Origin of the sequence: Pseudomonas massiliensis (genome assembly GCF_000826105.1) — a bacterium.
Classification (GTDB): Bacteria; Pseudomonadota; Gammaproteobacteria; order Pseudomonadales; family Pseudomonadaceae; genus Aquipseudomonas; species Aquipseudomonas massiliensis.
Genome location: NZ_CCYK01000004.1, coordinates 433108 through 460000 on the forward strand (window position 1 = coordinate 433108; position 26893 = coordinate 460000).

Below are 26893 nucleotides of genomic sequence, written 5' to 3' on the forward strand. Positions count from 1 at the left end.
GACGTGGGGACGAGGCCCGATGAAAGCAGTCTAGGCCATAGGATGGCCTAGGTGCCTCAGGGTGCGGTCGGCTGGTCGGCCAGCTGGTCTGCCAGGCGGACGAACGCGGCCAGGTCGAGCTGCTCGGGGCGCAGGCTGCCGTCCACCTGGGCGGCCTCGATGGCCGCGGCGGGCAGTAGTGCCTTCAGGGTATTGCGCAGTGTCTTGCGGCGCTGGTTGAAGGCTTCGCGTACCACCCGCTCCAGGGCGCGCGCATCCTTGGCCGGGTGCGGCAGGGTGTCATGGGGTACCAGGCGAACGATGGCCGAATCCACCTTCGGTGGCGGGTTGAACGCCCCGGGGCCCACGTTGAACAGATGTTCCACGCGGCAGTGGTACTGCACCATGATCGACAGACGCCCCCAATCGCCGCCGCCGGGACCGGCGGCCAGGCGTTCGACCACCTCTTTCTGCAGCATGAAGTGCATGTCGCGAATCAGCGCGGCATTGCTCAGCAGATGGAAGATCAGTGGCGTGGAGATGTTGTACGGGAGGTTACCCACCACACGCAGGCTACGCGGGCTGGCACCCAGGCGGTTGAAGTCGAACTTCAGGGCATCGCCCTGATGCAGGCTGAAGTTGCCGCGGTTGTCGAATCGCTGGTGGAGAAGGGGAACGAGGTCCTTGTCCAGCTCGATCACGTCCAGCTGAGCGCCGCTGTCGAGCAGCCCTTCGGTGAGCGCGCCCTGGCCCGGGCCGATTTCGAGCAGGCGCTCGCCTTCACGGGCGTGGATGGCCCGCAGGATGCGGTCGATGACGCCGGCGTCGTGGAGGAAGTTCTGCCCGAACCGCTTGCGCGCCCGGTGTTGGTATTGCTCGTTCATCGAGGTGCCTCAGCCATTTGATAGGCGGTTTCCAATGCGACCTGCAGGCTGCCGGTGTCGACCTTGCCGCTGCCGGCGAGGTCCAGGGCGGTGCCATGGTCGACCGAGGTGCGGATGATCGGCAGGCCCAGGGTGACGTTGACCGCCGCGCCGAAGCCCTTGTACTTCAGCACCGGCAGGCCCTGATCGTGATACATGGCGAGCACCGCGTCGCAGTGCTCCAGGTGTTTGGGAGTAAAGAGCGTATCGGCGGGCAAGGGGCCCACCAGGTCCAGGCCATCCTGGCGCAGCCGTTCAAGCGTGGGTTCGATCACGTCGATCTCTTCCCGGCCCAGGTGGCCGCCTTCCCCAGCGTGAGGGTTCAATCCGCACACCAGGATCCGGGGGCGGGCAATGCCGAACTTGTTCACCAGGTCGTGGTGCAGAATGCGGGTCACGCGCTCGAGGCGTGCCGGGGTGATGGCGTCGGCCACCTCCCTTAGCGGCAAATGGGTGGTCACCAGGGCTACGCGCAGCCCACGGGTGGCCAGCATCATCACCACATGGTCCGCCCGTGTCAGGTCTTGCAGGAATTCCGTGTGGCCGGAGAACGCCGTGCCGGCATCATTGATCACGCCCTTGTGCACCGGCGCGGTGATCATGCCCGCGAACTGGCCGGCCAGGCAGCCTTCGGCGGCCAGGGTAAGGGTGCGTAGCACGAAGCTGGCATTGGCCGGGTTCAGCACGCCGGGTACCACGGGCGCGGCCAGGCGCACGTCCAGTACATACAGGCTGCCAGCAGGCGCCGGGTGGTGGGGCAGGGCGTCGAGGCTGACCGGAATCAGGTCAACGGCCAGCCCCAGGCGCGTGGCCCGCTCGGCGAGCAGGTCACGACTGGTGATGGCGACAAGAGGATGAGGCTGGGCCTGGGAAGCCAGCAGCAGGCACAGGTCGGGCCCTATGCCGGCTGGCTCGCCGGGCGTGACGGCGAAACGCGCCACGCTCACTGCTTGATTTCGACGTAGGCCTCGTCACGGATCTGACGGAGCCAGGTTTGCAACTCCTCGTCGTACTTGCGGTTGCGCAGTACATTGAGGGCCTGCTGTTCCCGAGCCTGCTGGGTCGCATCGGTGGCGCGCCGGCCCAGGACTTCCAGGATGTGCCAGCCGAACTGGGTCTGGAATGGCCGTGACACGGTATCCACAGGCGTTTGCGCCATGACTTCACGGAATTCCGGCACCAGCGACTGTGGGTCGATCCAGTTCAGGTCGCCACCGTTGAGGGCCGAGCCTGGGTCTTCCGAGTAGTTCTTGGCCAGGGTGGCGAAGTCTTCGCCGTCCTTGATCCGGGTGTAAAGGGTTTCGATCAGGCGCTGGGTTTCCGCCGGGCTGCGGATCTCGCTGGGCTTGAGCAGGATATGGCGAACATGGACCTCATCGCGCATCTCCGCCTGGCCACCTCGGGCTTCCAGCAGTTTGAGGATGATGAAGCCACCCGGCGTGCGCACCGGTTGGGTCACTTCTCCCGCTTTCATGGACGCCAGCATCTGATCGAAGGGCGGTGGCAACTGGGCCGCTTTGCGCCAGCCCATGTCGCCCCCTTCCAGGGCGTTGTCACTGGCCGAGCGCGCGGTGGCCAGGCTGGCGAAGTCCGCGCCCTGGCGCAGTTGCTGGTAGAGGTCCATGGCCTGTTGGGCCGCGGCCTGGATCTGTCCGGCATTGGCGCCCTCGGGGGTGGCGATCAGGATATTGGCCAGGTGGTATTCCTGGGACAACTGGGCCTTGCCCATGTCGGAGGCCAGGAAGTTCTTCACTTCCTGTTCGCTGACCTGGATGCGCTCGGCTACCCGGCGCTGGCGCACCCGGCTGATGACCATCTCCCGGCGAACCTGGTCCCGGGCGGCTTCGTAGGACAGGCCGTCATGGGCCAGGGCCGCGCGGAACTGATCCAGGCTCATGTTGTTGCGCTGGGCAATGGTGCCCATGGCGGCGTTGAGCTCCTCGTCGGTGATCCGGATGCCGGAGCGTTCCCCGATCTGCAACTGCAGGTTTTCCAGGATCAGGCGGTCCAGCACCTGCTTCTGCAATTCCTCCATGGGTGGCTCGCCACCGCCACGCTTGGCGATGGTCTGCCGCACTTCCTGCATGCGCTGGTCCAGCTGGCTCTGCATGATCACGTCGTTGTCGACGATGGCCATGACCTTGTCCAATGGCTGGACCTGGGCATGTGCCAGGGTACCCAGAAACAGTGCGCCCAACAGCATGGGGCGCAGGCGATCACATAGCTTGGTCTTCACGTTCACGATAACCCTGAATGCCTTTGTCGAGGAAACCTTCGACCTTGTTGCCTACCACGCCACCCAGGCCCTTGAGCACGATTTGCAGGAAGATGCCGCGATCGCCCTTCTCGTTCTCTGGAGCGGCCTGGCTGTACTCGTCGTAATCCACCCAGTAGCGGTTGATCAGGCGCAGCTTCCAGCAGCAATTGTCGTACTCGAAGCCACCGAAGGCCTCCAGCGTGCGGTTGCGGTTGTAGTCGTACTGCCAGCGGCTGATGAGGTTCCACTGCGGCACCAGCGGCCAGATGACGGAGAAGTCATGCTGCTGGATCTTGTAGTAGTCCTTCACGTAGTTCGGGTTCGCAGTGCCGTCCTTGTTGTACGGCGTGCCGTAGTCGCCGCCGAACCCCCAGCGCCCGGTGGCGGTATCGTAGTGAATGGCGTCGTCACGATAGCGGAAGCCGGCGTTGACCACCTTGTTCGGGTTGTCTTCAGGCTGGTAATGGAACATGGCGCTGCCGGAACGGGTGCTGCGGCTGTCCGGGTCCCAGTTGAAGTCCGACGTGAAGCGCCAGTCGCGGTTGAAGCGGTATTCGTATTCCAGGGCGTACGGGGAAACGTCCGACTGGGCCTCGTCGCGGTCCTGGTAGGCGATCTGTGGCAACTGGACCTTGCGGTCCTTGAAGTACAGGGCCTGGCCGATGCTGAAACGCTGGCGTTCGAAACCGTTGTCCTCGATCCAGCGGCTGGTCACGCCCAGGGACAGCTTGTTCTCGTCGCCGATGCGGTCGCCGCCACTGAAGCGGTTGTCACGGAACAGCGACGAATAGCTGAACACGCTTTCGCTGGTGTCGAATACCGGAATGTCGTTCTGGTCTTCGTACGGAACGTAGAGGTAGAACAGGCGCGGCTCGAGGGTCTGCCGGTACGCGGTGCCGAACATCTGGGTGTCGCGGTCGAAGTACAGGCCGCTGTCCACGCTGAAGATCGGGACGCTGATGTTCTGGGAACTGCTGTAGGACTCGCCCGTGGCGTTTTCCTGGGTAAGCAGGTCGGCCTTGCCTTTGGAGTCCAGGTCCAGGTCGTACTGGGTGTACTTGTACTTGAGCGTGGGCTTGATGTAGCCGTAGCTCCAGTCCAGCGGCAGGCTGACGGCCGGGACCAGGTCCAGGCGGTCACCGTTGGCGCGGGCCAAGCCGAATACATTCCGGTCGATGCGCGGCGAGGATATGCCATCGTCGTCGGTATAGGTGCCAGTACGCAGGTCCCGGTCGAAGCGCACGGCTTCGGTATGATAACTGAACTGCAGGCCCGACGGGTTGTACGGCAGTACGCCGTCGAGCGTCAGCTGGGGCAGGCGGTCGTAGGGGGTGATTTCCGTAACGGTCGCCAATTGGTAGGACTGCACGTTCAAACGCGCGGTGTAGCCCTGCCCGCGGTAGGTGAGGGCGCCCTGCTGGTTGACGAAGTCACGGTCTTCCACGCCGACCTGATCGGTTTGCAAGTCTTGGAAGTAGTAAGGGTCGCTGATGCGGGTGTAGTCCACTTCGCTCAGCAGGCGCGAGTCCAGGCCGCCCTTGTGCTGCCAGTTGATCATCCAGCGGCGCTTGGAGTAGTCGGACTGTTCCTTGCGGTCGTCGTTCTCGTCGTTAAGGTAGGCGGCGCCGAACTGCCCTTCGCTGCTGGGCGTCAGGTAGCGGAACTCGCCTTCCATCAACAGGCCGCGCTTGGCCATGTAGCGGGGGTACAAGGTGGCGTCGTAGTTCGGCGCCAGGTTGAAGTAGTAGGGCGTGACCAGGGTCAGGCCGTTGTCGCTGCTGCTCGAGATGCTCGGCGCCAGGAAGCCGGACTGCCGACGATCATCGATGGGGAAATAGAAGTACGGCGTGTAGAGAACGGGGAAGTCCTTCACGCGCAGGGTTGCGTTGGTCGCGGTACCGAAACCGGTGGCCGGGTTCAGCGTGATGTTGTTGCCCTTGAGCGACCAGGCATTGCTGTTCGGCTCGCAGGTGGTATAGGTGCCGTCCTTCAAGCGGATGATGGCGTTCTCTGCCCGCTTGGCGTAGAGGGCCGAGCCCCGTGCGCGCTGCTTGTGCAATACATACTCGGCGTTGTCCACCTGGGCCGCGCCGGTGTCGAGCTGCACCTCGGCATGGTCGCCCACGATCAGCGCGCCGTTGTCGCGAATCTTCACGTTGCCGTTGAGCTCACCGCGGTTTTCCGCCTGGTGCAGGGCCGCTTCGTTCGCTTCTACCTGCATGCTGCCCTGACGCATGACCACATCGCCGGCCAGGGTCGCGGTCTGCGACTGCTCCTCGTAGCGCGAGGCGCGGGCGTTGATATAGGTGGGCGCGTCCGACTTGGACGTTTTGTCGCTCATGCCCGGACGCAGGGGCTCTACATAGGCGCCGGAGCAGTAGGGGCCGGTTTCGGCCAGCTGCGCCGGCGTGAGCTTCTCGCGAGGGACCCAGTCCAGGTGGCTGTAGTCCGCGCTGCGCGACTGCAGGCCACGGCCCTTGCTTTCGGTGACCAGGGTAGGCCCGGCGGCGGCCTCGCCAGTGGATGCCTCGCCTTCGCCAGTGGAGCTGACCGAAGAGGCGGTATGCTGGGGGCGTGGTGGCAGGCTGGGGTTGGTGTCGCGGGTCTTGCAGTCCCAGGAACCGGAAGCCGACACCTGGCAGTCATACTGCGGCGCGGCGCTCACGTAGGCGGCGGCGAGGGGTTGCATCGCCAGCAGGCCGCCGGTCACGAGCAACGGAAACTTTCTACGAAACGCGGGGGATTTCAATGCCATCTTATTAGTCCGGGCTTCCTGCGTGCCATCTGCCCGTGCGGGTGTGCACGCCTCTCGATGGTCTGAAAAAGATGCTGGATAATAAAGCATGACCCGCTTGACGGCTAGCGCCGTCGGAGACTCTCTAAATGCCCGATCAAGATGTACGCCTGGAACTTCTCAAGCCTTGGCTCAAGGCCCGCCTTACCGCGCTCTACCAGGAGCAGGGCTGGGGCGAGGTTCCTCACGGCGAGTTGACCCCCGCCAGCAGCGACGCGAGTTTCCGCCGGTATTTCCGCTGGGCGTCCCCTGAGCGAAGCTTCATCGTGATGGACGCGCCGCCGCCCCAGGAAAACTGCGCGCCCTTCGTGCACATCGATACGCTGCTGGCCAGCGCGGGGGTGCATGTACCAACCCTTCATGGGCAAGACCTGGAGCGTGGCTTTCTACTGCTCAGTGACATGGGCCGGCAAACCTACCTGGACGTGATCGAAGAACAGAACGCCGACGCCCTGTTCGCCGACGCCATCCAGGCGCTGCTCAAGTTGCAGGCCCTGCCCATGGACGCGGCGCTGCCCAGCTACGACGAGGCCCTGCTGCGACGTGAGCTGGAACTGTTCCCCCAATGGTATGTACAGCGGCACCTGGGTGTGGAATTCACCGACGCCCAGCAGGCGCAGTGGAGCGCGGCCAGCCAGTTGCTGATCGACAGCGCCCTGGCGCAGCCCCGGGTCCTGGTGCACCGGGACTACATGCCCCGCAACCTGATGGTGAGCAGCCCCAACCCTGGCGTGCTGGATTTCCAGGACGCGGTATACGGGCCCGTCACCTATGACGTGACCTGCCTGTTCAAGGATGCTTTCCTCAGTTGGCCCCAAGCGCGGGTGGCGGACTGGCTGGGCCAATACTGGCACGCTGCGCGAGCCCAGGGCGTGCCGGTACAGGACACCTTCGCCGAGTTCCTGCGCGCCAGCGACCTGATGGGTGTGCAGCGCCACTTGAAAGTGATCGGCATCTTCGCCCGCATCTGCCACCGTGACGGCAAGCCGCGCTACCTGGCCGACGTGCCGCGTTTCTTCGCCTATATCCGCGCCGTCGCCGGACGGCGCGAGGAACTGGCCGAGCTCAATGCCCTGTTGGACAGTTTGCCCATCGCAGCTGAGGCCACGGCATGAAGGCGATGATCCTGGCCGCTGGCAAGGGTGAGCGGATGCGGCCACTGACTCTGCATACGCCCAAGCCGTTACTGCGGGCCGCCGGCATACCGCTGATCGAGCACCAGGTGCGCGCCTTGGCCAGGGCAGGGCACCGTGAACTGGTGATCAACCACGCCTGGTTGGGCGAGCAGATCGAAGCCTACCTGGGAACGGGAGAGCGCTGGGGGGTGAGCATCGCCTACTCACCCGAGGGCCAGCCCCTAGAAACCGGCGGCGGCATCTATAAGGCTTTGCCATTGCTGGGCGCGTCGCCCTTCATTCTGGTCAATGGCGACGTGTGGACCGACTACGCCTACGCTCGATTGAGCCTGGCCCCTGGTGCCCTGGCCCACTTGGTAATGGTGGATAATCCGGAGCATCACCCCGTCGGGGACTTCGCCTTGCGCAATGGCTACCTGGCTTCTTCGCCAGGCAGCGAGGGCCTGACCTACAGCGGCATCGCCGTGCTCGACCCGGCTCTGTTCGCCGGCTGCGTTCCTGGCGCATTCAAGCTGGCGCCCTTGCTGCGCCAGGCCATGGATCAGGGGCGGGTGACGGGGGAGCACTACCGTGGACGCTGGGTTGACGTGGGCACCCCCGAGCGCCTGGCCGAGGTGGATCGGCTGCTGGGCGGCCCACCGGCGGGAGCGCGCTGATGCTATGGCCGGTCACGGTAGTGGGCACCGCGGCGGGTTTTGCCCTGGCGCATATTCCTGGCGGCATCCTGGGGGCGTTACTGGGGCAGTTGGTGGACCGCCGGCTGGACCTGCAAAGCTGGGCGGACCTGTGGGCGCGCCTGCGGGGTAAAGCGGGCCTTGCCGAAGGCGACCTGCTGTTCGTGCTGCTCGGTCGCCTGGCCAAGGCCGACGGCCGGGTGCAGGAAAGCCATATCAACCAGGCGAGAAACGAAATGGCCCTGCTCGGGCTAGGCGAGCCGGCCCGCAAGCAGGCCATCGCTGCCTTTGGCCGAGGCAAGGCCGGCAAGGATTCGCTGCAAGGCCATTTGCGACGCCTGCAGGGGCAGCCCACGACGGCAGAAGGGCTGCTGCGCGCGTGCTGGCGCATGGCCTGGGCCGATGGCGAAGTCGGCGCCAATGAGCGGCAACTGCTGCTCGATTGGGGGAGCTGGCTAGGCTGGACGGCGCCGCGCATCCGTGCCTTGGGTGCCGAATATGCCCCGGCGTCCCGCGTCTTGCCTCAGGCCAACGATGCCTACGAAAACGCCCTGCGCGTGCTCGGGGTGACCGGGGCCAGCGAGGTCGAGCAGATCAAGCAGGCCTACCGGCGCCTGCTCAGCCGCCATCATCCGGACAAGCTTCAAGGCCGCGGGGCCAGCGAGGCCCAGGTGCGCGCGGCGACGGAGCGCACCCGGGAGTTGCATGGGGCATTCGAGGTGATCAGGCGCAGGCGTGGCTTTTAAGGGCCGCTCAGGACTGTGGGCTCAGCCAGCCCCTGACCCGGCGATAGAGCTGCTCGTCCGCCGCGCTCTTGTCGCCGGGCACGCCGCTGAGTTCGGTCTGGCTGTACTGGCTGCCGGGCTGGCGCTTGCTCGCTTGCAGGCGCTGGGCCGCAGCGCTGCGCAGGGCGGGGTTGCTGGCGTAGTAGATGTCTGCCACGGGCACGCTCAGTTGCGGAGCCAGTTGGTCCAGGCCGGCGGGCGCGGCTTCCGGCGTCTTGCCGGCGACCATCACCAGCCTCTGTGCGCGGGATGGCTGGCGGTCGCTCAGGTAACGGGCTGCCCAGTACGCGCCGGTGCCATGGCCCAGTAAAACGATATTGCGCGCCTTGACCTGTTGGGCGAAGGCGATACCGGCATCGATACGGGCAAAGATACGCGCGGCATCGTTTTTCAATTGTTCGTCCGGCCCCGGTGGTTGGGCTTGAGGGCTGGGTTCGGCGCCGCTGGCGGCGGCCTCTTCGATGGGCGCGTTGGCATCGGCCGGTGTGGCGCTGCTGCCGGCCGCGACAGGCGCCGGCGGTTCGATGCCACGAGGCTGCATGGCTTCGCTGAGCAGGTCCGGCAGGGTGAGACTGAGCGTGCCCCAGCCTGCTTCTGGCAAGCGAGTGCGCAGCGGCGCCACTGCTACAGGCCAGTTGGCGCTTTCCCCCGCGCCCGGCACGATGATCACCAGGCCGACAGGGTCCGCCGTGTCGGCCGGCAGCCAGAGGGCCATAAAGTTATCACCGCTGGCCTGCAGGGTTTGAATCTGGGCCGGCGGCAATTGCCGGGCAAGCGCCTGGGCATCTTCCGCGCTGCGCTCGAGCAATGGCGGGCGTTGCGCCGGCTTGGCCGGGGGCGCTTCGGCGGCGGGCTCGTCGGCATGGGCGCAGAGCAGGGGCAGGGCCAGGGCAGTGGCCAGGGTAACGAGCGTGGCACGGCGGAAAGCGCGCATCGAGGGTTCCATTTTCATTGCTTTGCCCAAGCCTAAGATGATTCCGTCCCCGTCGCCACCCCGCCATCGGCTACAATGCGCGCCACCGTGTTCAGCCTACAGGTCCAACATGCAACCGTTCGCCATTGCGCCTTCCATTCTCTCCGCCGACTTCGCTCGCCTGGGCGAGGAGGTCGATAACGTACTCGCCGCCGGAGCGGACGTGGTGCACTTCGATGTGATGGACAACCACTATGTGCCCAACCTGACCATCGGCCCCATGGTCTGCGCCGCGTTGCGCAAGTACGGCATCACCGCGCCCATCGACGTCCACCTGATGGTCAGCCCGGTTGATCGGATCATCGGCGACTTCATCGAAGCCGGCGCTACCTACATCACCTTCCACCCTGAAGCCACCCAGCATATCGACCGCTCGCTTCAGCTGGTGCGCGACGGCGGTTGCAAGTCAGGACTGGTGTTCAACCCGGCCACGCCCCTGAACGTGCTCGAGTACGTGATGGACAAGGTGGACATGATCCTGCTCATGAGCGTCAACCCGGGCTTCGGCGGGCAGAAATTCATCCCCGGCACCCTGGACAAGCTGCGCCAGGCGCGGGCGTTGATCGACGCAAGCGGTCGCGACATCCGCCTGGAGATCGATGGCGGAGTGAATCTGCACAACATCCGTGAGATCGCGGCCGCCGGCGCCGATACGTTCGTAGCCGGGTCGGCCATCTTCAATGCTCCGGACTATCGGGCGGTGATCGACAGCATGCGCGCGGAACTCGCCCTGGCGCGCCCATGAGCGGCCTGAAGCGCTTGTTCCCGGCCGGCTTGCCCCGGCTGGTGATGTTCGACCTGGATGGCACCCTGATCGACTCGGTGCCAGACCTGGCCGCCGCGGTAGACCAGATGCTCGCCCAACTGGGGCGCCCACCGGCGGGTATCGAGGCGGTGCGGGTATGGATCGGCAACGGCTCGCGGGTACTGGTGCGCCGGGCCTTGGCCGGCGGCCTGGACCACGCCGAGGTGGATGATGCTCTGGGCGAGCAGGCGCTGGCCCTGTTCATGACGGCCTATGCCGCTGAGCATGGACGCACCACGGTCTACCCAGGCGTGCGGGAAACCCTGAAGTGGCTGGACGGTGAAGGGGTAGAGATGGCCCTGATCACCAACAAGCCTGAGCAGTTCGTGGCTCCCTTGCTCGATGAGCTCAAGCTGGGGCGCTATTTCCGCTGGATCATCGGGGGCGATACCTTGCCTCAGCAAAAGCCGGACCCGGCCGCTTTGCTCCATGTGATGAAAATGGCTGGCGTAGGCCCCGAGCAGGCGCTGTTCGTCGGAGATTCGCGCAATGACGTGCTGGCTGCCAAAGCGGCCGGCGTACCCTGCGCGGCCTTGACCTACGGCTATAACCACGGCCGGCCGATCGCTGAGGAAGGGCCTGACCTGGTGATCGATGACCCGCGTGAGCTCTTGCCTGGTTGCTTCGAGCGGTCCGCTGAGATAACGTTGCCCGACACCCCTGCCTCATCGAGTCGAGTATCTCCCGTGGCGGTTACCTGCAAACTCTGGATGAAAGTCATCAAGGCCCTGGCCCGTTGGCGCTGGCGCGCCTGACTTCCCCTGGCCGGCCTGCCGGCGCGTTTGCACGTTTTCCGATTCCTACCTCCGCCACGAGGCCGCTATGACCCGCGAAGAATTCCTGCGCTTGGCCGATTCCGGTTACAACCGCATTCCCCTGGCCCATGAAACCCTGGCCGACTTCGACACGCCGCTGTCCATCTATCTCAAGCTTGCCGACGAACCCAATTCCTACTTGCTCGAGTCTGTGCAGGGCGGTGAGAAATGGGGCCGGTACTCCATCATCGGTTTGCCCTGCAGAACGGTGCTGCGCGTTCATGGCCAGGTCGTGACCGTTACCCGGGACGGGGCGGAAACCGAGCGTCATGAGGTAGAGGACCCGCTGGCCTTCGTTGAAGCCTTCAAGGCACGCTACCAGGTGCCGACCGTGGCCGGCCTGCCGCGCTTCAACGGCGGGCTGGTAGGTTACTTCGGCTACGATTGCGTGCGTTACGTGGAAAAGCGCCTGGGCCCATGCCCGAACCCGGACCCTATCGGCGTGCCGGACATTCTCCTGATGGTGTCCGATGCCGTGGTGGTGTTCGACAACCTTGCCGGGAAAATCCATGCCATCGTGCTGGCCGACCCGAGCCAGCCCGATGCCTACGAACAAGGCCGCGCGCAACTGGCGCAACTGATGGAGCGCCTGCGTCAGCCGATCGCGCCGCGCCTGGGGCTGGATTTCTCCCGCGCCACCACTCAGGAACCGGACTTCCGTTCCAGCTTCAGCCAGGACGATTTCGAGGCCGGGGTCAGTACCATCAAGGAATACATCCTGGCCGGTGACTGCATGCAGGTGGTGCCATCCCAGCGGATGTCCATCGACTTCAACGCAGCCCCCATCGATCTGTATCGCGCCCTGCGTTGCTTCAACCCGACCCCCTACATGTACTTCTTCAACTTCGGGGACTTCCATGTAGTGGGTAGCTCGCCCGAGGTGTTGGTGCGGGTGGAGGACAACCTGGTAACGGTACGGCCGATCGCCGGCACCCGGCCCCGTGGCGCCACTGAAGAGGCGGACCGGGCCCTGGAACTGGATTTGCTCAGCGATGAAAAAGAGCTGGCCGAGCACCTGATGCTCATCGACCTGGGCCGCAATGACACCGGGCGCGTAGCTGAAGTCGGCAGTGTGCAAGTCACTGAAAAAATGGTGATCGAACGCTACTCCAACGTGATGCACATCGTGTCCAACGTGACGGGGGAGCTCAGGCAGGGCCTGACCGCCATGGATGCGCTGCGAGCCATCCTGCCGGCTGGCACCTTGTCCGGCGCGCCGAAGATCCGCGCGATGGAAATCATCGATGAGCTGGAGCCGGTCAAGCGGGGCGTGTACGGCGGCGCGGTGGGCTACTTCGCCTGGAACGGCAACATGGACACGGCCATCGCCATCCGCACGGCGGTGATCAAGGACGGGGAGCTCCATGTCCAGGCAGGGGCCGGCATCGTCGCCGACTCGGTGCCCGCGTCTGAATGGGAAGAAACCCTGAACAAGCGGCGGGCGATGTTCCGTGCCGTCGCCCTGGCCGAGCAGGCCAAGGCTGAATAAAAGGCGCGGCCCTGCCGGGGCCGTCCGATCCGGAATTCGAGAGGTTCGCGCCATGCTGCTGATGATCGATAACTACGACTCCTTTACCTACAACATCGTGCAATACCTGGGCGAATTGGGCGCCGAGGTGAAGGTGGTGCGCAACGATGAGCTGAGCATTGCCCAGATCGAAGCCCTGGCCCCCGAGCGTATCGTGGTATCGCCAGGGCCATGCACGCCGAGCGAAGCCGGTGTGTCCATCGAGGCCATCCACCATTTCGCCGGCAAGCTGCCGATTCTTGGCATCTGCCTGGGTCACCAGGCGCTGGGCCAGGCCTATGGCGGTGAAGTCATTCGCGCCCGTCAGGCCATGCATGGCAAGACCAGCCCGGTCAGCCACCGCGACCAGGGCGTGTTCGAAGGCCTCGCCCAACCCTTGACCGTTACCCGCTACCATTCCCTGGTCGTCAATCGGGAGAATCTGCCCGATTGCCTGGAAATCACCGCCTGGACTCAATTGCCCGACGGCAGCGTCGACGAAATCATGGGCCTGCGGCACAAGACATTGAACGTGGAAGGGGTGCAGTTCCACCCCGAGTCGATCCTGACCGAGCAAGGCCATGAGCTGCTCGCCAATTTCCTCAAGCAAACCGGCGGCACCCGCCAGGGTTAAGGATCGTTCATGGACATCAAGACAGCCCTCGGCCGTGTGGTCAGCCAGCTGGATCTCACTACCGATGAAATGCGCGTGGTCATGGGCCAGATCATGACCGGCCAATGCACCGAAGCCCAGATCGGCGCCTTCCTGATGGGTATGCGCATGAAAAGCGAAAGCATCGACGAGATCGTCGGTGCGGTATCGGCCATGCGCGAACTCGCCGGGCGAGTGGAGCTTCGCTCCCTGGACCGTGTGGTGGACATCGTCGGCACCGGGGGCGATGGCGCCAATATCTTCAACGTTTCCACCGCTGCGGCCCTGGTCGCCGCCGCCGCCGGATGCACCGTGGCCAAGCATGGCAACCGCGCGGTGTCCGGCAAGAGCGGCAGCGCCGACCTGCTCGAAGCGGCCGGGGTGTACCTGAACCTGACGCCTGCGCAGGTCGGGCGCTGCATCGACAGCATCGGTATCGGCTTCATGTTCGCCCAGGCGCATCACGGCGCCATGAAGCACGCCGCGGGGCCGCGTCGGGACCTGGGGTTGCGTACCCTGTTCAACATGATCGGGCCGCTGACCAATCCGGCAGGCGTGCTGCACCAGGTGGTGGGGGTGTTCAACCCGGCGTTGTGCCGGCCCCTGGCCCAGGTGTTGCTCCGTCTGGGCAGCAAGCACGTGCTGGTGGTGCATTCCCGGGACGGGCTGGATGAGTTCAGCCTGGCGGCACCCACGACGGTAGCCGAATTGAAGAACGGCGAAGTGCTGGAGTACAGCATCGAGCCGGAAGACCTGGGCGTGCGCAGCCAGAGCCTGCATGGGCTGACCGTGGAAAGCCCCCAGGCTTCCCTGGCGTTGATCCAGGATGCGCTGGGCCGCCGCCGCACGGAAAACGGCCGCAAGGCGGCGGAAATGATCATGCTGAACGCAGGCGCGGCGCTCTATGCCGCGGACCACGCCAGCAGCCTCAAAGACGGCGTGGCCTTGGCCAGCGACGCCCTGCATACCGGGCTGGCCCGGGAAAAGCTCGAAGAGCTCGGCGCCTTCACGGCGGTATTCAAACAGGAGAACGAAGCATGAGCGTGCCCACGGTGCTGGAACGAATCCTCACGCGCAAAGCCGAGGAAGTGGCTGAACGCAAGGCGCGCCTGAGCCTGGCCGAGCAGCAGGCCGCCGCGCGCGAGGCCGCGCCGACACGCGGCTTCGCCCAGGCGATGCTGGCGCAGCGGGCGGCGAAGAAGCCGGCCGTGATCGCCGAGGTAAAAAAGGCCTCCCCGAGCAAGGGCGTGATCCGCGAAGCCTTCGATCCGGCGGAGATCGCGCGAAGCTATGCCGCGGGCGGCGCCACCTGCCTTTCGGTACTGACCGACGTGGACTTCTTCCAGGGCGCGGACCTCTACCTGCGTCAGGCACGCGAAGCCTGCTCGCTGCCGGTGATCCGCAAGGATTTCATGATCGACCCTTACCAGATCTACGAATCCCGTGCCCTGGGCGCGGACTGCGTTCTGCTGATCGTATCCGCGCTGTCCGACGGGCAGATGAGCGAGCTCGACGCCGCCGCCAAGGATGCCGGCCTGGATGTGCTGGTGGAAGTGCATGACGGTGTCGAACTCGAGCGCGCCCTGGCGTGCCTGGACACGCCGCTGGTGGGAGTGAACAACCGCAACCTGCATACCTTCGAGGTCAGCCTGGAAACCACCCTGGACCTGCTGCCGAAGATTCCACGAGACCGTATGGTGGTGACTGAAAGCGGCATCCTCGGGCGGGCCGATGTCGAGCTCATGGAAATCAACGATGTGTATGGTTTCCTGGTTGGCGAGGCCTTCATGCGAGCCGAGCAGCCGGGCGATGAATTGGCCCGCTTGTTCTTCCCCCGTCGGTAACCCAGGAACGGCTGATAGCCGCTCGAAGCGGAGGCTTTGCCCATGACAGTGGTACAACGGATGACCACGGAGGCAGGCTTGCAGGCGGAGCTCGCCTTGCTGGGCCAGGTCTGTGACGGCACGCGGGAGGATGGGGTGCTGTTCTGGCAGCCTACCGACCAGGCGCTGGTGATGCCGCGGCGCATGGCGCGGCTGCCTGCCTTCGCTCAGGGCGCGGTGGCGGCCGAGGACCAGGGCTGGCCGGTGCTGCTACGGGAAACGGGCGGCGAGCCGGTGCCGCAATCGGCGGCCACGGTGAATGTTGCCCTGGTGTACGCCGCGCCGCGCGCGGAAGGTGATCTCAACCGCCTGGAACGAGCCTATCTGCGCTTGTGCGAGCCGCTCTGTGACTTGCTGACACGCCTCGGCGGTCAGGCCAGCCTTGGCGAGGTGCCCGGCGCTTTCTGCGATGGGCGCTATAACGTCAATCTCGATGGCCGCAAGTGGGTAGGCACGGCCCAGCGCTGGCGCCAGTCGCGGCACTGGGGCGGCCCGGTGGTACTGGTGCATGGCGCGTTGTTGATGAGCGACCAGCGCCAAGCCATGATCGATGTCGTCAATGCGTTCAATCAAGGAGCGGAGCTACCCCAGCGGTGCCAGGCAGGCAGCCATCTGGCCTTCGCTGAGCGATTCCCTGGGGTGGATGCGTTCTTGCCGCTGTCCAAGGCTCTGGAAGAAGAGTTGGCCGCCGTACGACGACTGCATCAGCGTGTGCCGTAGACCACCATGGTCTTGCCCTTGACGTGAATCAGCTGGCGCTCCTCCAGGTCCTTCAGCACGCGGCCGACCATTTCCCGGGAACAGCCAACGATGCGGCCGATTTCCTGGCGCGTAACCTTGATCTGCATGCCATCAGGGTGGGTCATGGCATCGGGTTCCTTGCACAGGTCAGTGAGGCAGCGCGCCACTCGCCCGGTCACATCATGGAACGCCAGGTCGCCAACCTTGCGGGTGGTTCGCCGCAGGCGATAGGCCATCTGCGTGCTCAGGCTGTAGAGGATCTCCGGTTCCAGCCGAACCAGTTCCCGAACCTTGGCATAACCGATCTCGGCCACTTCGCATTCTGTCTTGGCGCGTACCCAGGCGTTGCGCTCACCTTCCATATGGGGTGGGTCGAACAGCCCCAGCTCACCGAAGAAATCGCCCTGGTTAAGGTAGGCGATCACCATTTCACGACCGTCGCTATCTTCAATGAGGATAGTGACCGACCCCTTGAGGATGTATGAAAGAACGGTGGACTTGTCGCCTGCGCAAATGATGTTGCTCTTGGCGGCATAGCGGCGCCGCTGGCTATGGGCCAAAAGCTTGTCGAGATGGGTGATCTTGGTGGCTGACGCGACCATGGGCAAGGTTCCGGTACAGATCGACGATAAAGTGCGGTGAGGATTGCCATCAATTTGGCGTCAGCTTAACAGCACTTCCTATGTATCGCGATATCTACCGATAACTTGAGACAAGTCTCATTTTCGAGCCGGATTCCCCGCCGAACGGCTGTGCTAAGCTGGCGCCCTTTTCACGGGAGAGCCAGTTATGAAGGCACGTATTCAGTGGGCCGGTGGCGCCATGTTCATTGGCGAGTCGGGCAGTGGTCATGCAGTGGTCATGGATGGCGCCCCCGAGAGCGGTGGACGCAACCTGGGCGTGCGGCCCATGGAGATGGTGCTGATCGGCCTTGGCGGTTGCAGCAGCTTCGATGTGGTGGCCATTCTGAAAAAAGCGCGCCAGCCGGTTGAGCGTTGTGAGGCTTTCCTGGAGGCCGAGCGCGCCGAGGAAGATCCCAAGGTATTCACCCGCATCCACCTGCGCTTCGTGGTGGAAGGGCGCGGCCTGAAAGAATCCCACGTCAAGCGTGCCGTGGAACTCTCCGCCGAGAAGTATTGCTCGGCGTCCATCATGCTGGGCCGCGGCGGTGTGCATATCACTCACGAGTACGAGATCGTCGAGCTGGGCGCCGCCGACATCCAGGCATCATAAAAGCGCTTCATACTCTGGCGCAGGGTGGCGCGGGTCTGCATAATGCGCCACTTTTTCAAGGCCGACCTTGAAACCGGGAAGCCGGGCTAGACAACCAAAATCGCCATTGCGAAGAGGTGTAAACCGTCCTACGCAGACGCCACCTGGCGCCTGACGGGCATGCTTGATCACGCGGCGTGGCCGCATTCAAAGAGAGTTTTCAGACGGTGAAAAGCAAACTCAAGCTCCATGGGTTCAACAACCTGACCAAGACCTTGAGCTTCAACATCTACGACATCTGCTACGCGCAGACGCCGCAGGATCAGCAAGCCTACGTCGAGTACATCAACCAGGAATACGACGCGGCTCGGCTGACCCAGATCCTCACGGACGTCGTGGATATCATTGGTGCCAATATCCTGAACATCGCGCGTCAGGACTATGAACCGCAGGGCGCCAGCGTGACCATCCTCATTTCCGAACAGCCCGTTACCCCCACCGACAGCCAGATCGAAGAATCGCCTGGGCCGTTGCCGGACACCATCCTGGCTCATCTGGACAAGAGCCATATCACGGTACATACCTATCCTGAAATCCATCCGGACGATGGCATCGCGACCTTCCGCGTGGACATCGACGTGTCGACCTGCGGCGTGATCTCGCCGCTCAAGGCGTTGAACTACCTGATTCACCAGTTCGATTCGGACATCGTGACCGTGGATTACCGCGTGCGGGGCTTCACCCGGGATATCGAGGGGCGCAAGCATTTCATCGACCACGAGATCAATTCGATCCAGAACTACCTTTCCGAGGACACACGCGGCGCCTACCAGATGGTGGACGTGAACGTGTACCAGGACAACCTCTTCCACACCAAGATGTTGCTCAAGGAGTTCGAGCTGGACAATTACCTCTTCGGGGACGCCACCAGCAACCTCTCTGCCGAGCAGCGTGCCCAGGTGACCGAGCGCGTCAAGCACGAGATGCTGGAAATCTTCTACGGCCGTAACGTCGGCTGACCTGTAAGGCCCGTGGCCGGCGCGGTCACGGGCTTGTCGCAAGGGGCAGAGGCATCGCCTTGCCTTATACGCGATAGGTGCTCTTGGTCATCACCTTGGCCATCAGGCTCATGCCAAGCTTGACCGGCAGCGGGAAGCGCACGCCTCCGGCATCCAGGGCCGCCTGGGCGTGGTGGGCTTCGTCGGTGCGCATCTGTTCCAGGATCGCCCTAGATTTCTGATCCTCCACGGGCAGCTTGTCCAGATGCTCATCCAGATGCTTGCACACCTGCTGTTCCGTAGCCGCCACGAAACCCAGGCTGACTTTGTCGCTGATCAGCCCCGCCAGGGCGCCCATGCCAAAGGACATGCCATAGAACAAGGGGTTGAGTACGCTCGGCCGACTTCCCAGCTGGCGGATGCGCTGTTCGCACCAGGCCAGATGATCCACTTCTTCGTTGGCCGAATGCTCCATCGCATGGCGGATGTCCTCACGGCGTGCGGTAAGGGCCTGCCCTTGATAAAGCGCCTGGGCGCAGACCTCGCCGGTATGGTTGACCCGCATCAGGCCCGCCACGTGCTTGCTCTCGGCTTCGCCCAGGGCGACGTCCGGTTGTACCAGGGCCGGAGAAGGGCGCGAGGGCTGGCCGCTGAAGGGCAGCAGCGTGCGCGCGGCGTTGTCGGCCTGCAGCAGTAGCCGGTCGAGGGCGGTGTAGTGTCTTTCGTTTGCCACGGATGCCTCCGGTGAAAAGGGGTAGACGGGCGTGCCTCGGTACGAACCCTGGCTTTCAGCCCGGCGGCCAGTGCATCTGACGCTGGCCCAGGACATGCAGGTGAATGTGATAGACCGTTTGGCCACCCATTTCATTGCAGTTCATGACCACGCGGAAACCGTCCTCGCAGCCCAGCTCCTTGGCCAGCCGCTGGGCGGTGAACAGAATATGCCCAGCCAGGGGCTTGTCCTCTTCGGTAAGGTCGGCCAGGGTGCGAATGCACTTCTTCGGCACTACCAGGAAATGCACCGGGGCTTGGGGTGCAATGTCGTGGAAGGCGATGACCTGGTCATCTTCATAGATGATGTTGGCGGGGATTTCCCGCCGGATGATTTTATCGAACAACGTATCCACAGTGGTTCTCCCTGTCGTCGTGCCCTTCAGTGTACTCAAGCGAACGGCCTCGCGCCCACTTCCCGTGCCGTCACGGGCGGGTATAACGAGCCAATGCCGCTGCCGCCGCCTTGCGCACCAGCCAGCGAGGGGCCATCCGGGCCGCCCGGGACAGCCAGCGCACCCGCCAGCCGGGCACGATCAGTGCCTGGTCCCGCTCCAGGGCAAGCACGGCCTGGCGGGCCACTTCCTCGGCACGCAGGGGCAGTCGGCTACGAGCCAGGGCGGAGGGCATGCCTGCGGATTTGAGAAGCGGGCCTGGACATAGCACGCTGACCTTGACGCCGCTTTGCCTGAGTTCTTCGCGCAGGCCTTCGGAAAGGTGCAGTACATAGGCTTTGCTGGCCGCGTAGCTACTGATCCAGGGGCCGGGCTGGAAAGCGGCCAGCGAGGCCACGTTGAGAATCTGCCCTCCACCCTGTACCGCCATGCTGTTGCCGATGGCATGGCACAGGCGGGTCAGGGCCAGCATGTTCAGCTCAATGATATCCTGTTCGCGGAGCCAGTCCTGGGCGAGAAAGTGGCCTTGCGAATGTAGGGCCGCGCAATTGACCAGCAGGTCGATACGCTTGCCGCTTTCTTCCAGTTCGAGCAGGAAGCCCGTAAGGCGAAGCGGCTCGCTGAGATCGCAGGCGCGAAACAGCACCTCTACGCCAAAGCGTTGCGTGAATTCGATGGCGATAGGCTCGAGGTCGTCCCGGTAGCGGGCGACCAGCAGCAGATTGCGGCCCCGTCGCGCCAGGGCCTCGGCCAGCGCCAGGCCAAGGCCGCTGCTGGCGCCAGTCACGAGGGCATAGGAAGGCATAGGGTATCGGCACACATAAACATGAATGCCGGCAGTTTAACGGTATGTAGCGGTGGGCTCAAAGCCTCTGGGCCAGCAGTTGCTCGCCCAGGGTCTGCCCTATGGAAAAGCTTAGTAGCAGGATCACGACCAGGGAACAGCCAAGCAGAGCAAGCTCCGCCCGCGTGGCGGGTGGTGGTACGGGGCCATGTTTATTGGCCTGCTTGTGGCCTGGCCAGACCAATAGCATAAGGTCGAATGCCAGGCCCACGAACGGGATCAGCCGAACTGGCACTGCCCACCATTCCCAGCCGAAATCCTGCAGGCGACGGCGGGCAAGAATGCAATTTATCACGATGAAGGGCAGTGCGTAGGGCAGTGCCGCCATCATTGACCAGTGCAGCAACTCGTCCTTGATACCCCACAACAAAAGTACGGGTATCACGGCAATGGCCGATGTCCAGGAAAGGTAACGGAGTCGGTTGATACGGCCCGTCAGGGCTAGAAGCCGGACGGGCGCATGGGAGGTCGAAGGGGGCGCGACGTTCGTCATACAGACAATTCCTTTTAGGTCTGAAATGGCCGCGCACTATAGGGGCTTCGCGTTTATCCTGCAGGCTCGAAGGGTTTCCGGGTTTTTCAGAACGGCTTGATCACCACCAGCACGACGATTACCAGCAACAGCACCACCGGGATCTCATTGAACCAGCGATAGAATTTGTGGCTATGGCGGTTCTCGTTGCGCTCGAAGCGTTTACGGTGAGCGCCACAGACATGGTGGTAGCCGATCAGCAGCACGACCAGCAGTGCCTTGGCATGCAGCCAGCCCATTTGCAGCCAGCTGGGGTTCAGGTACACCAGCCAGGCGCCGAAGATCAGGGTGAGCAGCATCGAAGGGGTCATGATGCCGCGGTAGAGCTTGCGCTCCATGATCACGAAACGCTCCCGGCTGGGGGTGTCTTCGCTCATGGCGTGATACACGAACAGGCGTGGCAGGTAGAACAGTGCGGCGAACCAGCACACCAGCGCCACGATGTGCAGCGCTTTGATCCAGAGATAGAGCATGAGTCGGCTTCCCACGGTTTAGGACGCTGCGATAGTAGAGCGCCGCGGCCGACACGTCACCTTGGCAGTTGTGGCGCGGGTTGCGCGCCCCTATCATCGGATCTTTTCCACGTGGTGCGCTCAAGGCGGGTATGTACATGGTCAAGGTCGGAATCGTTGGTGGCACCGGTTACACCGGTGTCGAGCTGTTGCGCTTGCTGGCGCAGCATCCCCAGGTGGAAGTGGCGATCATCACGTCCCGATCCGAAGCTGGCGTCTGCGTGGCCGACATGTACCCGAACCTGCGCGGCCACTATGACCAGCTCAAGTTCAGCGTGCCGGACACCGTGGCCCTGGGTGCTTGCGACGTCGTGTTCTTCGCCACGCCCCATGGCGTGGCCCACGCCCTGGCCGGGGAACTGCTGGCCGCAGGCACCCGGGTCATCGACCTTTCCGCTGATTTCCGCCTGGCGGACGCGGACGAATGGGCGCGCTGGTACAACCAGCCCCATGGCGCGCCCGGCCTGCTGGACGAGGCCGTGTATGGTCTGCCAGAGGTGAACCGCGAGCGCATCCGTGCGGCGCGTCTGATCGCGGTGCCAGGCTGCTACCCCACCGCGACCCAGTTGGGTTTGCTGCCCCTGCTGGAAAATGGCCTGGCCGATCCGGCGAGGCTGATCGCCGACTGCAAGTCGGGCGTCAGCGGCGCCGGGCGCGGCGCGAGTGTCGGCTCGCTGTTCTGTGAGGCAGGTGAAAGCATGAAGGCCTATGCGGTGAAGGGGCATCGGCACCTTCCCGAAATCACCCAGGGCCTGCGCCGTGCAGCCGGTGGCGAAGTGGGGCTGACCTTCGTGCCGCACCTTACGCCGATGATCCGCGGCATTCATGCCACCCTTTATGCCACGGTCGTGGATCGCTCGGTGGACCTGCAAGCCTTGTACGAGCAGCGCTATGCCGATGAGCCCTTCGTGGATGTGATGCCAGCCGGCAGTCATCCGGAAACCCGTTCCGTGCGCGGCGCCAACGTGTGCCGAATCGCCGTGCACCGTCCGCAGGCAGGGGATCTGGTGGTGGTGCTTTCCGTGATCGATAACCTGGTCAAGGGGGCTTCGGGCCAGGCCGTGCAGAACCTGAACATCATGTTCGGGCTGGATGAGCGTATGGGGCTGGCCCACGCCGGCCTGATGCCTTGAGGCCCTGAGCCGGTAAAGACGGCGGGGAGCGCGGTTACCCGGGCAATTGTTGACCATTTTGCTCGGGGAAGCGGATAATGTATCCATTCCGCATCAGGTTCGGCTTGCGCCGGGAGAGTCAAATGAGTGTCGAAACCTTCACCCCCACGGTATTGCAGTTCACTCAGGGTGCCGCCCACAAGGTGAAGACCCTGGTCGATGAAGAGGGCAATGACCGCCTCAAGCTTCGTGTATTCGTTACCGGTGGTGGGTGCTCGGGCTTCCAGTACGGCTTCACCTTCGATGAAGAAATCGCCGAAGATGACACCATCGTCGAGCGCGAAGGGGTGAGCCTGGTGGTCGATCCAATGAGCTTCCAGTATCTGGCGGGCGCTGAAGTGGACTACCAGGAAGGCCTGGAAGGGTCTCGCTTCGTGATCAACAACCCCAACGCCAGCACCACCTGCGGTTGCGGCCAGTCATTCTCGATCTGAATCCGCCGCACCCGGAGCGCCGCGCCTAGCGCGGCGTTTTCGTTCATGCCGGGTAGATAGCGCCGAGGATTCGTGGCCCCTTGCTGCCTGTCACCTCTGGCCGGTTGGCCGGGATGCCCTCCAGGCAGCAGTGGGCCAGCCAGGCGAAGGCCATGGCCTCCATCCAGTCCGGGTCCACCTGCAGTGCCGAGGTGCTGGCCACAGGCGTGCCGCCCAGCAGGGCCTGCAAGCGTGCCATCAGAGCTCCGTTGTGAGCACCGCCGCCGCACACGAACACGCCCTCGGGCGAGGGCATCTGCTGGATCAGGGCCTCAGTGATGGTGCGCGCGGTGAGCTCCAGCAGTGTTGCCTGCACATCCTGTGGCGCGATGCTCTCGAAGGCGTTCAGGTGTCGATGCAGCCAGGGAAGGTTGAACACTTCCCGGCCGGTACTCTTGGGGCCTGTGGCCGTGAAGAAAGGGTCTGATAGCAGGCGCTGCAACAGGGGGGCATGCACCTGGCCACTGGCGGCCCAATGCCCGTTGCGGTCGAAGGGGGCGCCGCGGCAGCCGTAGATCCAGGCATCGAGCAGAACGTTGCCAGGGCCGCAATCGAAGCCCAGCACCGGCTGGCCAGGGCGCAACAGGCTCAGGTTGGAAAAGCCGCCGATATTGAGCACTGCCACGGCATTGCCCTGGCCACCAAAAAGCGCTTCATGAAACGCGGGCACCAGGGGCGCCCCCTGACCGCCGGCGGCGACGTCGCGGCGGCGGAAGTCGGCCACCACGGTAATCCCGCAGCGCTCCGCCAGCAGGGCAGGGTTGCCGATCTGCACGGTGAAACCCCGTGCCGGCTCGTGGCGGATGGTTTGCCCATGGCTGCCGACCGCCCGAACTCGCTCTGGCGAAACGTCGGCCTTGGCCAGCAGTTGCTTGATTCCCTCGGCCGCCAGGGTGCTCCAGGCATTTTCCGCCAGTGCCGCGCGGGCAATTTCGTCTTCGCCAGTGGTACACAGGCTCAGCAACTGGGCGCGCAACGGCTCGGGGAGCGGCACGTAATGCGAGGCCACCAGGCGCGTACGCTCGGTTTGTTCCACCAGTGCGATGTCCAGGCCATCGAGGCTGGTGCCCGACATCACACCGATGTAGAGCGCCATCTCAGCGCTTGCTCGCTACGAGAGTGGCGCGTTCCTGGTCCATGCGGGCCATCAGAGGTTGCGCGACCTGGAGGAAACGCTGGCGCTCGTTACGGGCGATAGGGTCTGCCATGGGCAGCTTCTGCCCGAGCGGATCCACATGCACGCCGTTGACCTGGAACTCGTAATGGACGTGCGGGCCAGTGGACAGCCCCGTGGTGCCGATATAGCCGATCACCTGGCCCTGCTTGACCGGGCTGCCGTCGCGGATGCCCTTGGCGAAGCCTTGCATGTGCCCATACAGGGTGCGGTAGGTGTTGCCATGCTGGATGATTACGGTATTGCCGTAGCCTCCTTTGCGCCCGGCCAGGATTACCTTGCCGTCACCGGTGGCCTTGATCGGAGTGCCGCGCGGCGCAGCGTAATCCACGCCCTGATGCGCGCGGATCTTGTTCAGGATGGGGTGCTTGCGGCCGCCGGAGAAGCGCGAGCTGATACGGGCGAAATCCACGGGTGAGCGCACGAACGCCTTGCGCATGCTGCTGCCGTCGGCCGTGTAGTAATTGGTGTTGCCCTGGCGGTTGGTATAGCGCACGGCCGTGTAGGTCTTGCCGCGGTTGATGAAGCGCGCCGAAAGCACGTTGCCGGTGCCGATCACCTTCCCATCGAGCACTTTCTGTTCATAGACCACGTCGAACTGATCGCCAGGGTGGATATCCTGGGCGAAGTCCACGTCGTAGCCGAAGATGTTGGCCAGGTCCATCACCTGGGCATGGCTCAGCCCGGCGCGCTGGGCCGACACCGATAGCGAACTGGTAATGGTGCCGTGGGCATAGGCCGCACGCATCACCGGGGTTTCGACGCTGCGCTCGAAGGCAAGACGGCCGCTGGCATTACGCTGCAAGCGGATGGATTCCAGGCGTGAGAGCTTGGTATGCAGCGTTTGCAGCTTGCCATCAGCCGTGAGCTCGAACTCGAGTACCTGGCCTTTCTTCAAGTGGGCGAATTGCCTGGCCTGCTTGTCGCTGTCCAGCGCGGACTGCGCCTCGGCGGCCGACAACCCCACTTTTTCGAACAGAGACGACAGCGTATCTCCACGACCCACCACTACCTGGCGGTGCAATTCCGGTTTGGCGGGCTCGGCGGTCGCTACTTCCGGCTGGGCTGGCTCGCTGGCGGGTTTGCTGGCCGTGGTATCGGCCTCTGTTTCGCCCTCTATCTGGGCGAAGGGGGAGGGGGCGCTTTCCGGCACTCCATCGGCAGTGTCGGCGCGCTGATCCTGCAACAGCTGTGCGGGCGGCTCCAGGTCGATGGCCAGCGAGGTCTTCTTGGCTTCGACCTCGCTCGATGGGAAGACAAGCAAGGCAAGACTGAGAAGCGCGGCGAGGCCACTGGCTGCCAAAAGGTGAGTTTTGGGGTACAGGGGCGGCGCTTTGGGAGAGGCGTCGGTCATAGATTTAGGCTTAAAAAATGAGAATGAAAATGAATTGGAAAAGATGAATGACATGATGAATATGAAATAACTGCCTAAAATATAACCAATTCACTGCCGAGGCAAGCTTTCCCAGACGCTTTCAGACCTGGGCTGAGTCACATCACCGAGCGGCTTGGGTTTGGCGTGACGATCTTGTATGTTGGGCGTTTTTGAATTGCAGCCTTTGGGTCGTTATATGAACTCTGTCGAGGAGCAGCTCGCGCTCATCAAGCGCGGCGCGGAAGAGGTACTGGTCGAAGCCGAGCTGGTGGAGAAGCTCAAGCGTGGGCAGCCGTTGCGTATCAAGGCCGGGTTCGACCCGACCGCGCCAGACCTGCACCTGGGTCATACGGTGCTGATCAACAAGCTGCGGCAATTCCAGGATCTGGGGCATCAGGTCATTTTCCTGATCGGCGACTTCACCGGAATGATCGGGGACCCAAGCGGCAAGAGCGCGACCCGTCCGCCGCTGACGCGTGAGCAAGTGCTTGAGAATGCCGAAACCTATAAGAGCCAGGTGTTCAAGATTCTCGACCCTGCGCGGACCGAGGTCGCCTTCAACTCGTCCTGGCTGGACAAGCTGGGCCCCGCCGATTTTATCCGCCTGGCCTCACAGTACACCGTTGCCCGTATGCTGGAGCGTGACGATTTCCACAAGCGCTACAGCACCAGCCAGCCCATTGCGATCCATGAGTTCCTTTACCCCTTGGTGCAAGGCTATGACTCGGTCGCGTTGAAGGCCGATGTAGAGCTGGGTGGTACGGACCAGAAATTCAATCTGCTCATGGGGCGTGAACTGCAGCGCGGATATGGGCAGGAGCCCCAGAGCATCGTCACCATGCCTCTGCTCGAAGGGCTGGATGGCGTAAAGAAGATGTCGAAGTCGCTGGGCAACTATATAGGCATCCAGGAAGCCCCGGGCGTGATGTACAGCAAGCTGCTGTCTGTGCCGGATACCCTGATGTGGCGCTATTTCGAGCTGCTGAGCTTCCGCTCCATGGCCGAGATCGAGCAGTTCAAGGCCGACGTGGCCGCTGGCGCCAATCCACGGGACATCAAGATCAAGCTGGCTGAGGAAATCATCGCTCGCTTCCACGGGGAGGAAGCGGCTGCCAACGCCCACCGTGGCGCTGGCAACCGTATGAAGGATGGCGAACTGCCGGAGGATCTTCCGGAGGTCCTCCTGACGGCAGGGGAGGCTATGCCGGTCGCGGCCGTGCTGAATCAGGCGGGCCTGGTCAAGAATGCCGCCGCCGCGCGTGATCTGCTAAGTGCTGGCAGCGTTCGCATCGATGGGCAGGTAGTAGACCGTACCTTCGTGTTCGAGCTGGGTGCGACCCACGTCTGCCAGGCAGGCAAGAAGGCCTTTGCGCGCATCACCCTCAGCGCTGATTAAGTTTATTCAAATAAGTGTTGACGGCCTTTCGAAACCCCTTATAATGCGCCCCACTTCCAGCGACAACGGAACGGCAAACTCCTTGAGAATCAACGAGTTAGCGGTTAAGGTAAGC

Annotated in this window: 28 protein-coding genes; 15 read left to right on the forward strand and 13 right to left on the reverse strand. The window is 63.6% G+C overall.

The window, feature by feature from the left end:
- Nucleotides 1-56: 56 nt before the first annotated feature.
- From rsmA to BN1188_RS03315, 4 genes are read right to left on the reverse strand one after another with little or no spacing between them, the layout of a single operon-like run.
- Nucleotides 57-863, reverse strand: a complete 807-nt coding sequence (gene rsmA / locus BN1188_RS03300; RefSeq protein ID WP_040259808.1) for a 16S rRNA (adenine(1518)-N(6)/adenine(1519)-N(6))-dimethyltransferase RsmA — start codon at nt 861-863, stop codon at nt 57-59.
- Nucleotides 860-1849: a 4-hydroxythreonine-4-phosphate dehydrogenase PdxA gene (gene pdxA / locus BN1188_RS03305; RefSeq protein WP_040259809.1), complete on the reverse strand. Its 990-nt coding sequence runs from the start codon at nt 1847-1849 to the stop codon at nt 860-862. The genes rsmA and pdxA overlap by 4 nt, the downstream gene beginning before the upstream one ends.
- Nucleotides 1846-3138 (reverse strand): peptidylprolyl isomerase, encoded by a 1293-nt coding sequence (locus BN1188_RS03310; RefSeq protein ID WP_040259904.1) that lies wholly within the window; start codon nt 3136-3138, stop codon nt 1846-1848. The genes pdxA and BN1188_RS03310 overlap by 4 nt, the downstream gene beginning before the upstream one ends.
- A complete protein-coding gene (locus BN1188_RS03315) occupies nt 3119-5914 on the reverse strand; it encodes an LPS-assembly protein LptD (protein WP_040259810.1) in 2796 nt (931 codons plus the stop codon). Before BN1188_RS03315 ends, BN1188_RS03310 begins: the two co-directional genes overlap by 20 nt.
- Before the next feature lie 128 nt (nt 5915-6042).
- On the opposite strand from BN1188_RS03315, the gene BN1188_RS03320 reads away from it, so the two are divergent.
- From BN1188_RS03320 to BN1188_RS03330, 3 genes are read left to right on the forward strand one after another with little or no spacing between them, the layout of a single operon-like run.
- Nucleotides 6043-7068 carry an aminoglycoside phosphotransferase family protein gene (locus BN1188_RS03320; RefSeq protein ID WP_040259811.1) on the forward strand — a complete coding sequence of 342 codons (1026 nt, stop codon included), beginning with the start codon at nt 6043-6045 and terminating at the stop codon, nt 7066-7068.
- Nucleotides 7065-7745: an N-acetylmuramate alpha-1-phosphate uridylyltransferase MurU gene (gene murU, locus BN1188_RS03325; protein WP_040259813.1), complete on the forward strand. Its 681-nt coding sequence runs from the start codon at nt 7065-7067 to the stop codon at nt 7743-7745. The genes BN1188_RS03320 and murU overlap by 4 nt, the downstream gene beginning before the upstream one ends.
- The gene (locus BN1188_RS03330; protein WP_040259814.1) at nt 7745-8509 is read left to right on the forward strand and encodes a TerB family tellurite resistance protein; all 765 of its coding nucleotides are present in this window, start codon (nt 7745-7747) and stop codon (nt 8507-8509) included. The genes murU and BN1188_RS03330 overlap by 1 nt, the downstream gene beginning before the upstream one ends.
- A 7-nt stretch (nt 8510-8516) precedes the next feature.
- Here the strand turns inward: BN1188_RS03330 and BN1188_RS03335 are convergent, their stop codons facing one another.
- The gene (locus BN1188_RS03335) at nt 8517-9482 is read right to left on the reverse strand and encodes an alpha/beta hydrolase family protein (protein ID WP_040259815.1); all 966 of its coding nucleotides are present in this window, start codon (nt 9480-9482) and stop codon (nt 8517-8519) included.
- Between the two features lie 109 nt (nt 9483-9591).
- On the opposite strand from BN1188_RS03335, the gene rpe reads away from it, so the two are divergent.
- From rpe to BN1188_RS03370, 7 genes are all read left to right on the forward strand, one after another.
- A complete protein-coding gene (gene rpe, locus BN1188_RS03340) occupies nt 9592-10266 on the forward strand; it encodes a ribulose-phosphate 3-epimerase (protein WP_040259817.1) in 675 nt (224 codons plus the stop codon).
- Nucleotides 10263-11081: a phosphoglycolate phosphatase gene (locus tag BN1188_RS03345; protein WP_040259818.1), complete on the forward strand. Its 819-nt coding sequence runs from the start codon at nt 10263-10265 to the stop codon at nt 11079-11081. Before rpe ends, BN1188_RS03345 begins: the two co-directional genes overlap by 4 nt.
- 67 nt (nt 11082-11148) lie before the next feature.
- Nucleotides 11149-12630 carry an anthranilate synthase component I gene (trpE, locus tag BN1188_RS03350; RefSeq protein ID WP_040259820.1) on the forward strand — a complete coding sequence of 494 codons (1482 nt, stop codon included), beginning with the start codon at nt 11149-11151 and terminating at the stop codon, nt 12628-12630.
- 52 nt (nt 12631-12682) lie between these two features.
- Nucleotides 12683-13282, forward strand: a complete 600-nt coding sequence (locus BN1188_RS03355; protein ID WP_040259821.1) for an anthranilate synthase component II — start codon at nt 12683-12685, stop codon at nt 13280-13282.
- Nucleotides 13283-13291: 9 nt separating this feature from the next.
- Nucleotides 13292-14341: an anthranilate phosphoribosyltransferase gene (gene trpD / locus BN1188_RS03360; protein ID WP_040259822.1), complete on the forward strand. Its 1050-nt coding sequence runs from the start codon at nt 13292-13294 to the stop codon at nt 14339-14341.
- Nucleotides 14338-15144: an indole-3-glycerol phosphate synthase TrpC gene (trpC, locus tag BN1188_RS03365; protein WP_040259823.1), complete on the forward strand. Its 807-nt coding sequence runs from the start codon at nt 14338-14340 to the stop codon at nt 15142-15144. The genes trpD and trpC overlap by 4 nt, the downstream gene beginning before the upstream one ends.
- Before the next feature lie 42 nt (nt 15145-15186).
- A complete protein-coding gene (locus BN1188_RS03370; RefSeq protein ID WP_040259825.1) occupies nt 15187-15903 on the forward strand; it encodes a lipoate--protein ligase family protein in 717 nt (238 codons plus the stop codon).
- Here BN1188_RS03370 and crp read toward each other — a convergent pair.
- Nucleotides 15888-16526, reverse strand: a complete 639-nt coding sequence (gene crp, locus BN1188_RS03375) for a cAMP-activated global transcriptional regulator CRP (RefSeq protein ID WP_040259826.1) — start codon at nt 16524-16526, stop codon at nt 15888-15890. The two genes, BN1188_RS03370 and crp, sit on opposite strands and share 16 nt — an antisense overlap.
- A 187-nt stretch (nt 16527-16713) precedes the next feature.
- Here crp and BN1188_RS03380 point away from each other — a divergent pair, with 187 nt between their 5' ends.
- Complete coding sequence (locus BN1188_RS03380; protein WP_040259827.1) at nt 16714-17157, forward strand: OsmC family protein; 444 nt, start codon at nt 16714-16716, stop codon at nt 17155-17157.
- 206 nt (nt 17158-17363) lie between these two features.
- A complete protein-coding gene (gene speD / locus BN1188_RS03385) occupies nt 17364-18155 on the forward strand; it encodes an adenosylmethionine decarboxylase (RefSeq protein ID WP_040259905.1) in 792 nt (263 codons plus the stop codon).
- Nucleotides 18156-18219: 64 nt separating this feature from the next.
- Here the strand turns inward: speD and coq7 are convergent, their stop codons facing one another.
- The 5 genes from coq7 to hemJ form a co-directional block, all read right to left on the reverse strand.
- Entirely contained in the window at nt 18220-18867 is a 648-nt protein-coding gene (gene coq7, locus BN1188_RS03390) for a 2-polyprenyl-3-methyl-6-methoxy-1,4-benzoquinone monooxygenase (RefSeq protein WP_040259828.1), read from the reverse strand.
- A 55-nt stretch (nt 18868-18922) separates the two neighbouring features.
- A complete protein-coding gene (locus BN1188_RS03395) occupies nt 18923-19261 on the reverse strand; it encodes a histidine triad nucleotide-binding protein (RefSeq protein WP_040259830.1) in 339 nt (112 codons plus the stop codon).
- 70 nt (nt 19262-19331) lie between these two features.
- Nucleotides 19332-20105, reverse strand: a complete 774-nt coding sequence (locus tag BN1188_RS03400) for an SDR family NAD(P)-dependent oxidoreductase (RefSeq protein ID WP_040259832.1) — start codon at nt 20103-20105, stop codon at nt 19332-19334.
- A gap of 58 nt (nt 20106-20163) precedes the next feature.
- Complete coding sequence (locus tag BN1188_RS03405; protein ID WP_040259833.1) at nt 20164-20637, reverse strand: DUF805 domain-containing protein; 474 nt, start codon at nt 20635-20637, stop codon at nt 20164-20166.
- 86 nt (nt 20638-20723) lie between these two features.
- On the reverse strand, nt 20724-21149 hold the full coding sequence (gene hemJ / locus BN1188_RS03410; RefSeq protein WP_040259835.1) for a protoporphyrinogen oxidase HemJ: 426 nt from the start codon (nt 21147-21149) through the stop codon (nt 20724-20726).
- 137 nt (nt 21150-21286) lie between these two features.
- Here hemJ and argC point away from each other — a divergent pair, with 137 nt between their 5' ends.
- On the forward strand, nt 21287-22321 hold the full coding sequence (argC, locus tag BN1188_RS03415; RefSeq protein WP_040259907.1) for an N-acetyl-gamma-glutamyl-phosphate reductase: 1035 nt from the start codon (nt 21287-21289) through the stop codon (nt 22319-22321).
- A gap of 122 nt (nt 22322-22443) precedes the next feature.
- Nucleotides 22444-22794 (forward strand): iron-sulfur cluster insertion protein ErpA, encoded by a 351-nt coding sequence (gene erpA, locus BN1188_RS03420; protein ID WP_040259836.1) that lies wholly within the window; start codon nt 22444-22446, stop codon nt 22792-22794.
- A gap of 43 nt (nt 22795-22837) precedes the next feature.
- Here the strand turns inward: erpA and BN1188_RS03425 are convergent, their stop codons facing one another.
- Nucleotides 22838-23929 carry an anhydro-N-acetylmuramic acid kinase gene (locus BN1188_RS03425; protein ID WP_040259837.1) on the reverse strand — a complete coding sequence of 364 codons (1092 nt, stop codon included), beginning with the start codon at nt 23927-23929 and terminating at the stop codon, nt 22838-22840.
- 1 nt (nt 23930) lies between these two features.
- Nucleotides 23931-25361, reverse strand: coding sequence for a peptidoglycan DD-metalloendopeptidase family protein (locus tag BN1188_RS03430; protein ID WP_040259839.1), 1431 nt, complete (start codon nt 25359-25361; stop codon nt 23931-23933).
- Between the two features lie 217 nt (nt 25362-25578).
- Between BN1188_RS03430 and tyrS the strand changes: the two genes are divergently transcribed.
- Nucleotides 25579-26778, forward strand: coding sequence for a tyrosine--tRNA ligase (gene tyrS / locus BN1188_RS03435; protein ID WP_040259908.1), 1200 nt, complete (start codon nt 25579-25581; stop codon nt 26776-26778).
- Nucleotides 26779-26893 lie beyond the last annotated feature (115 nt).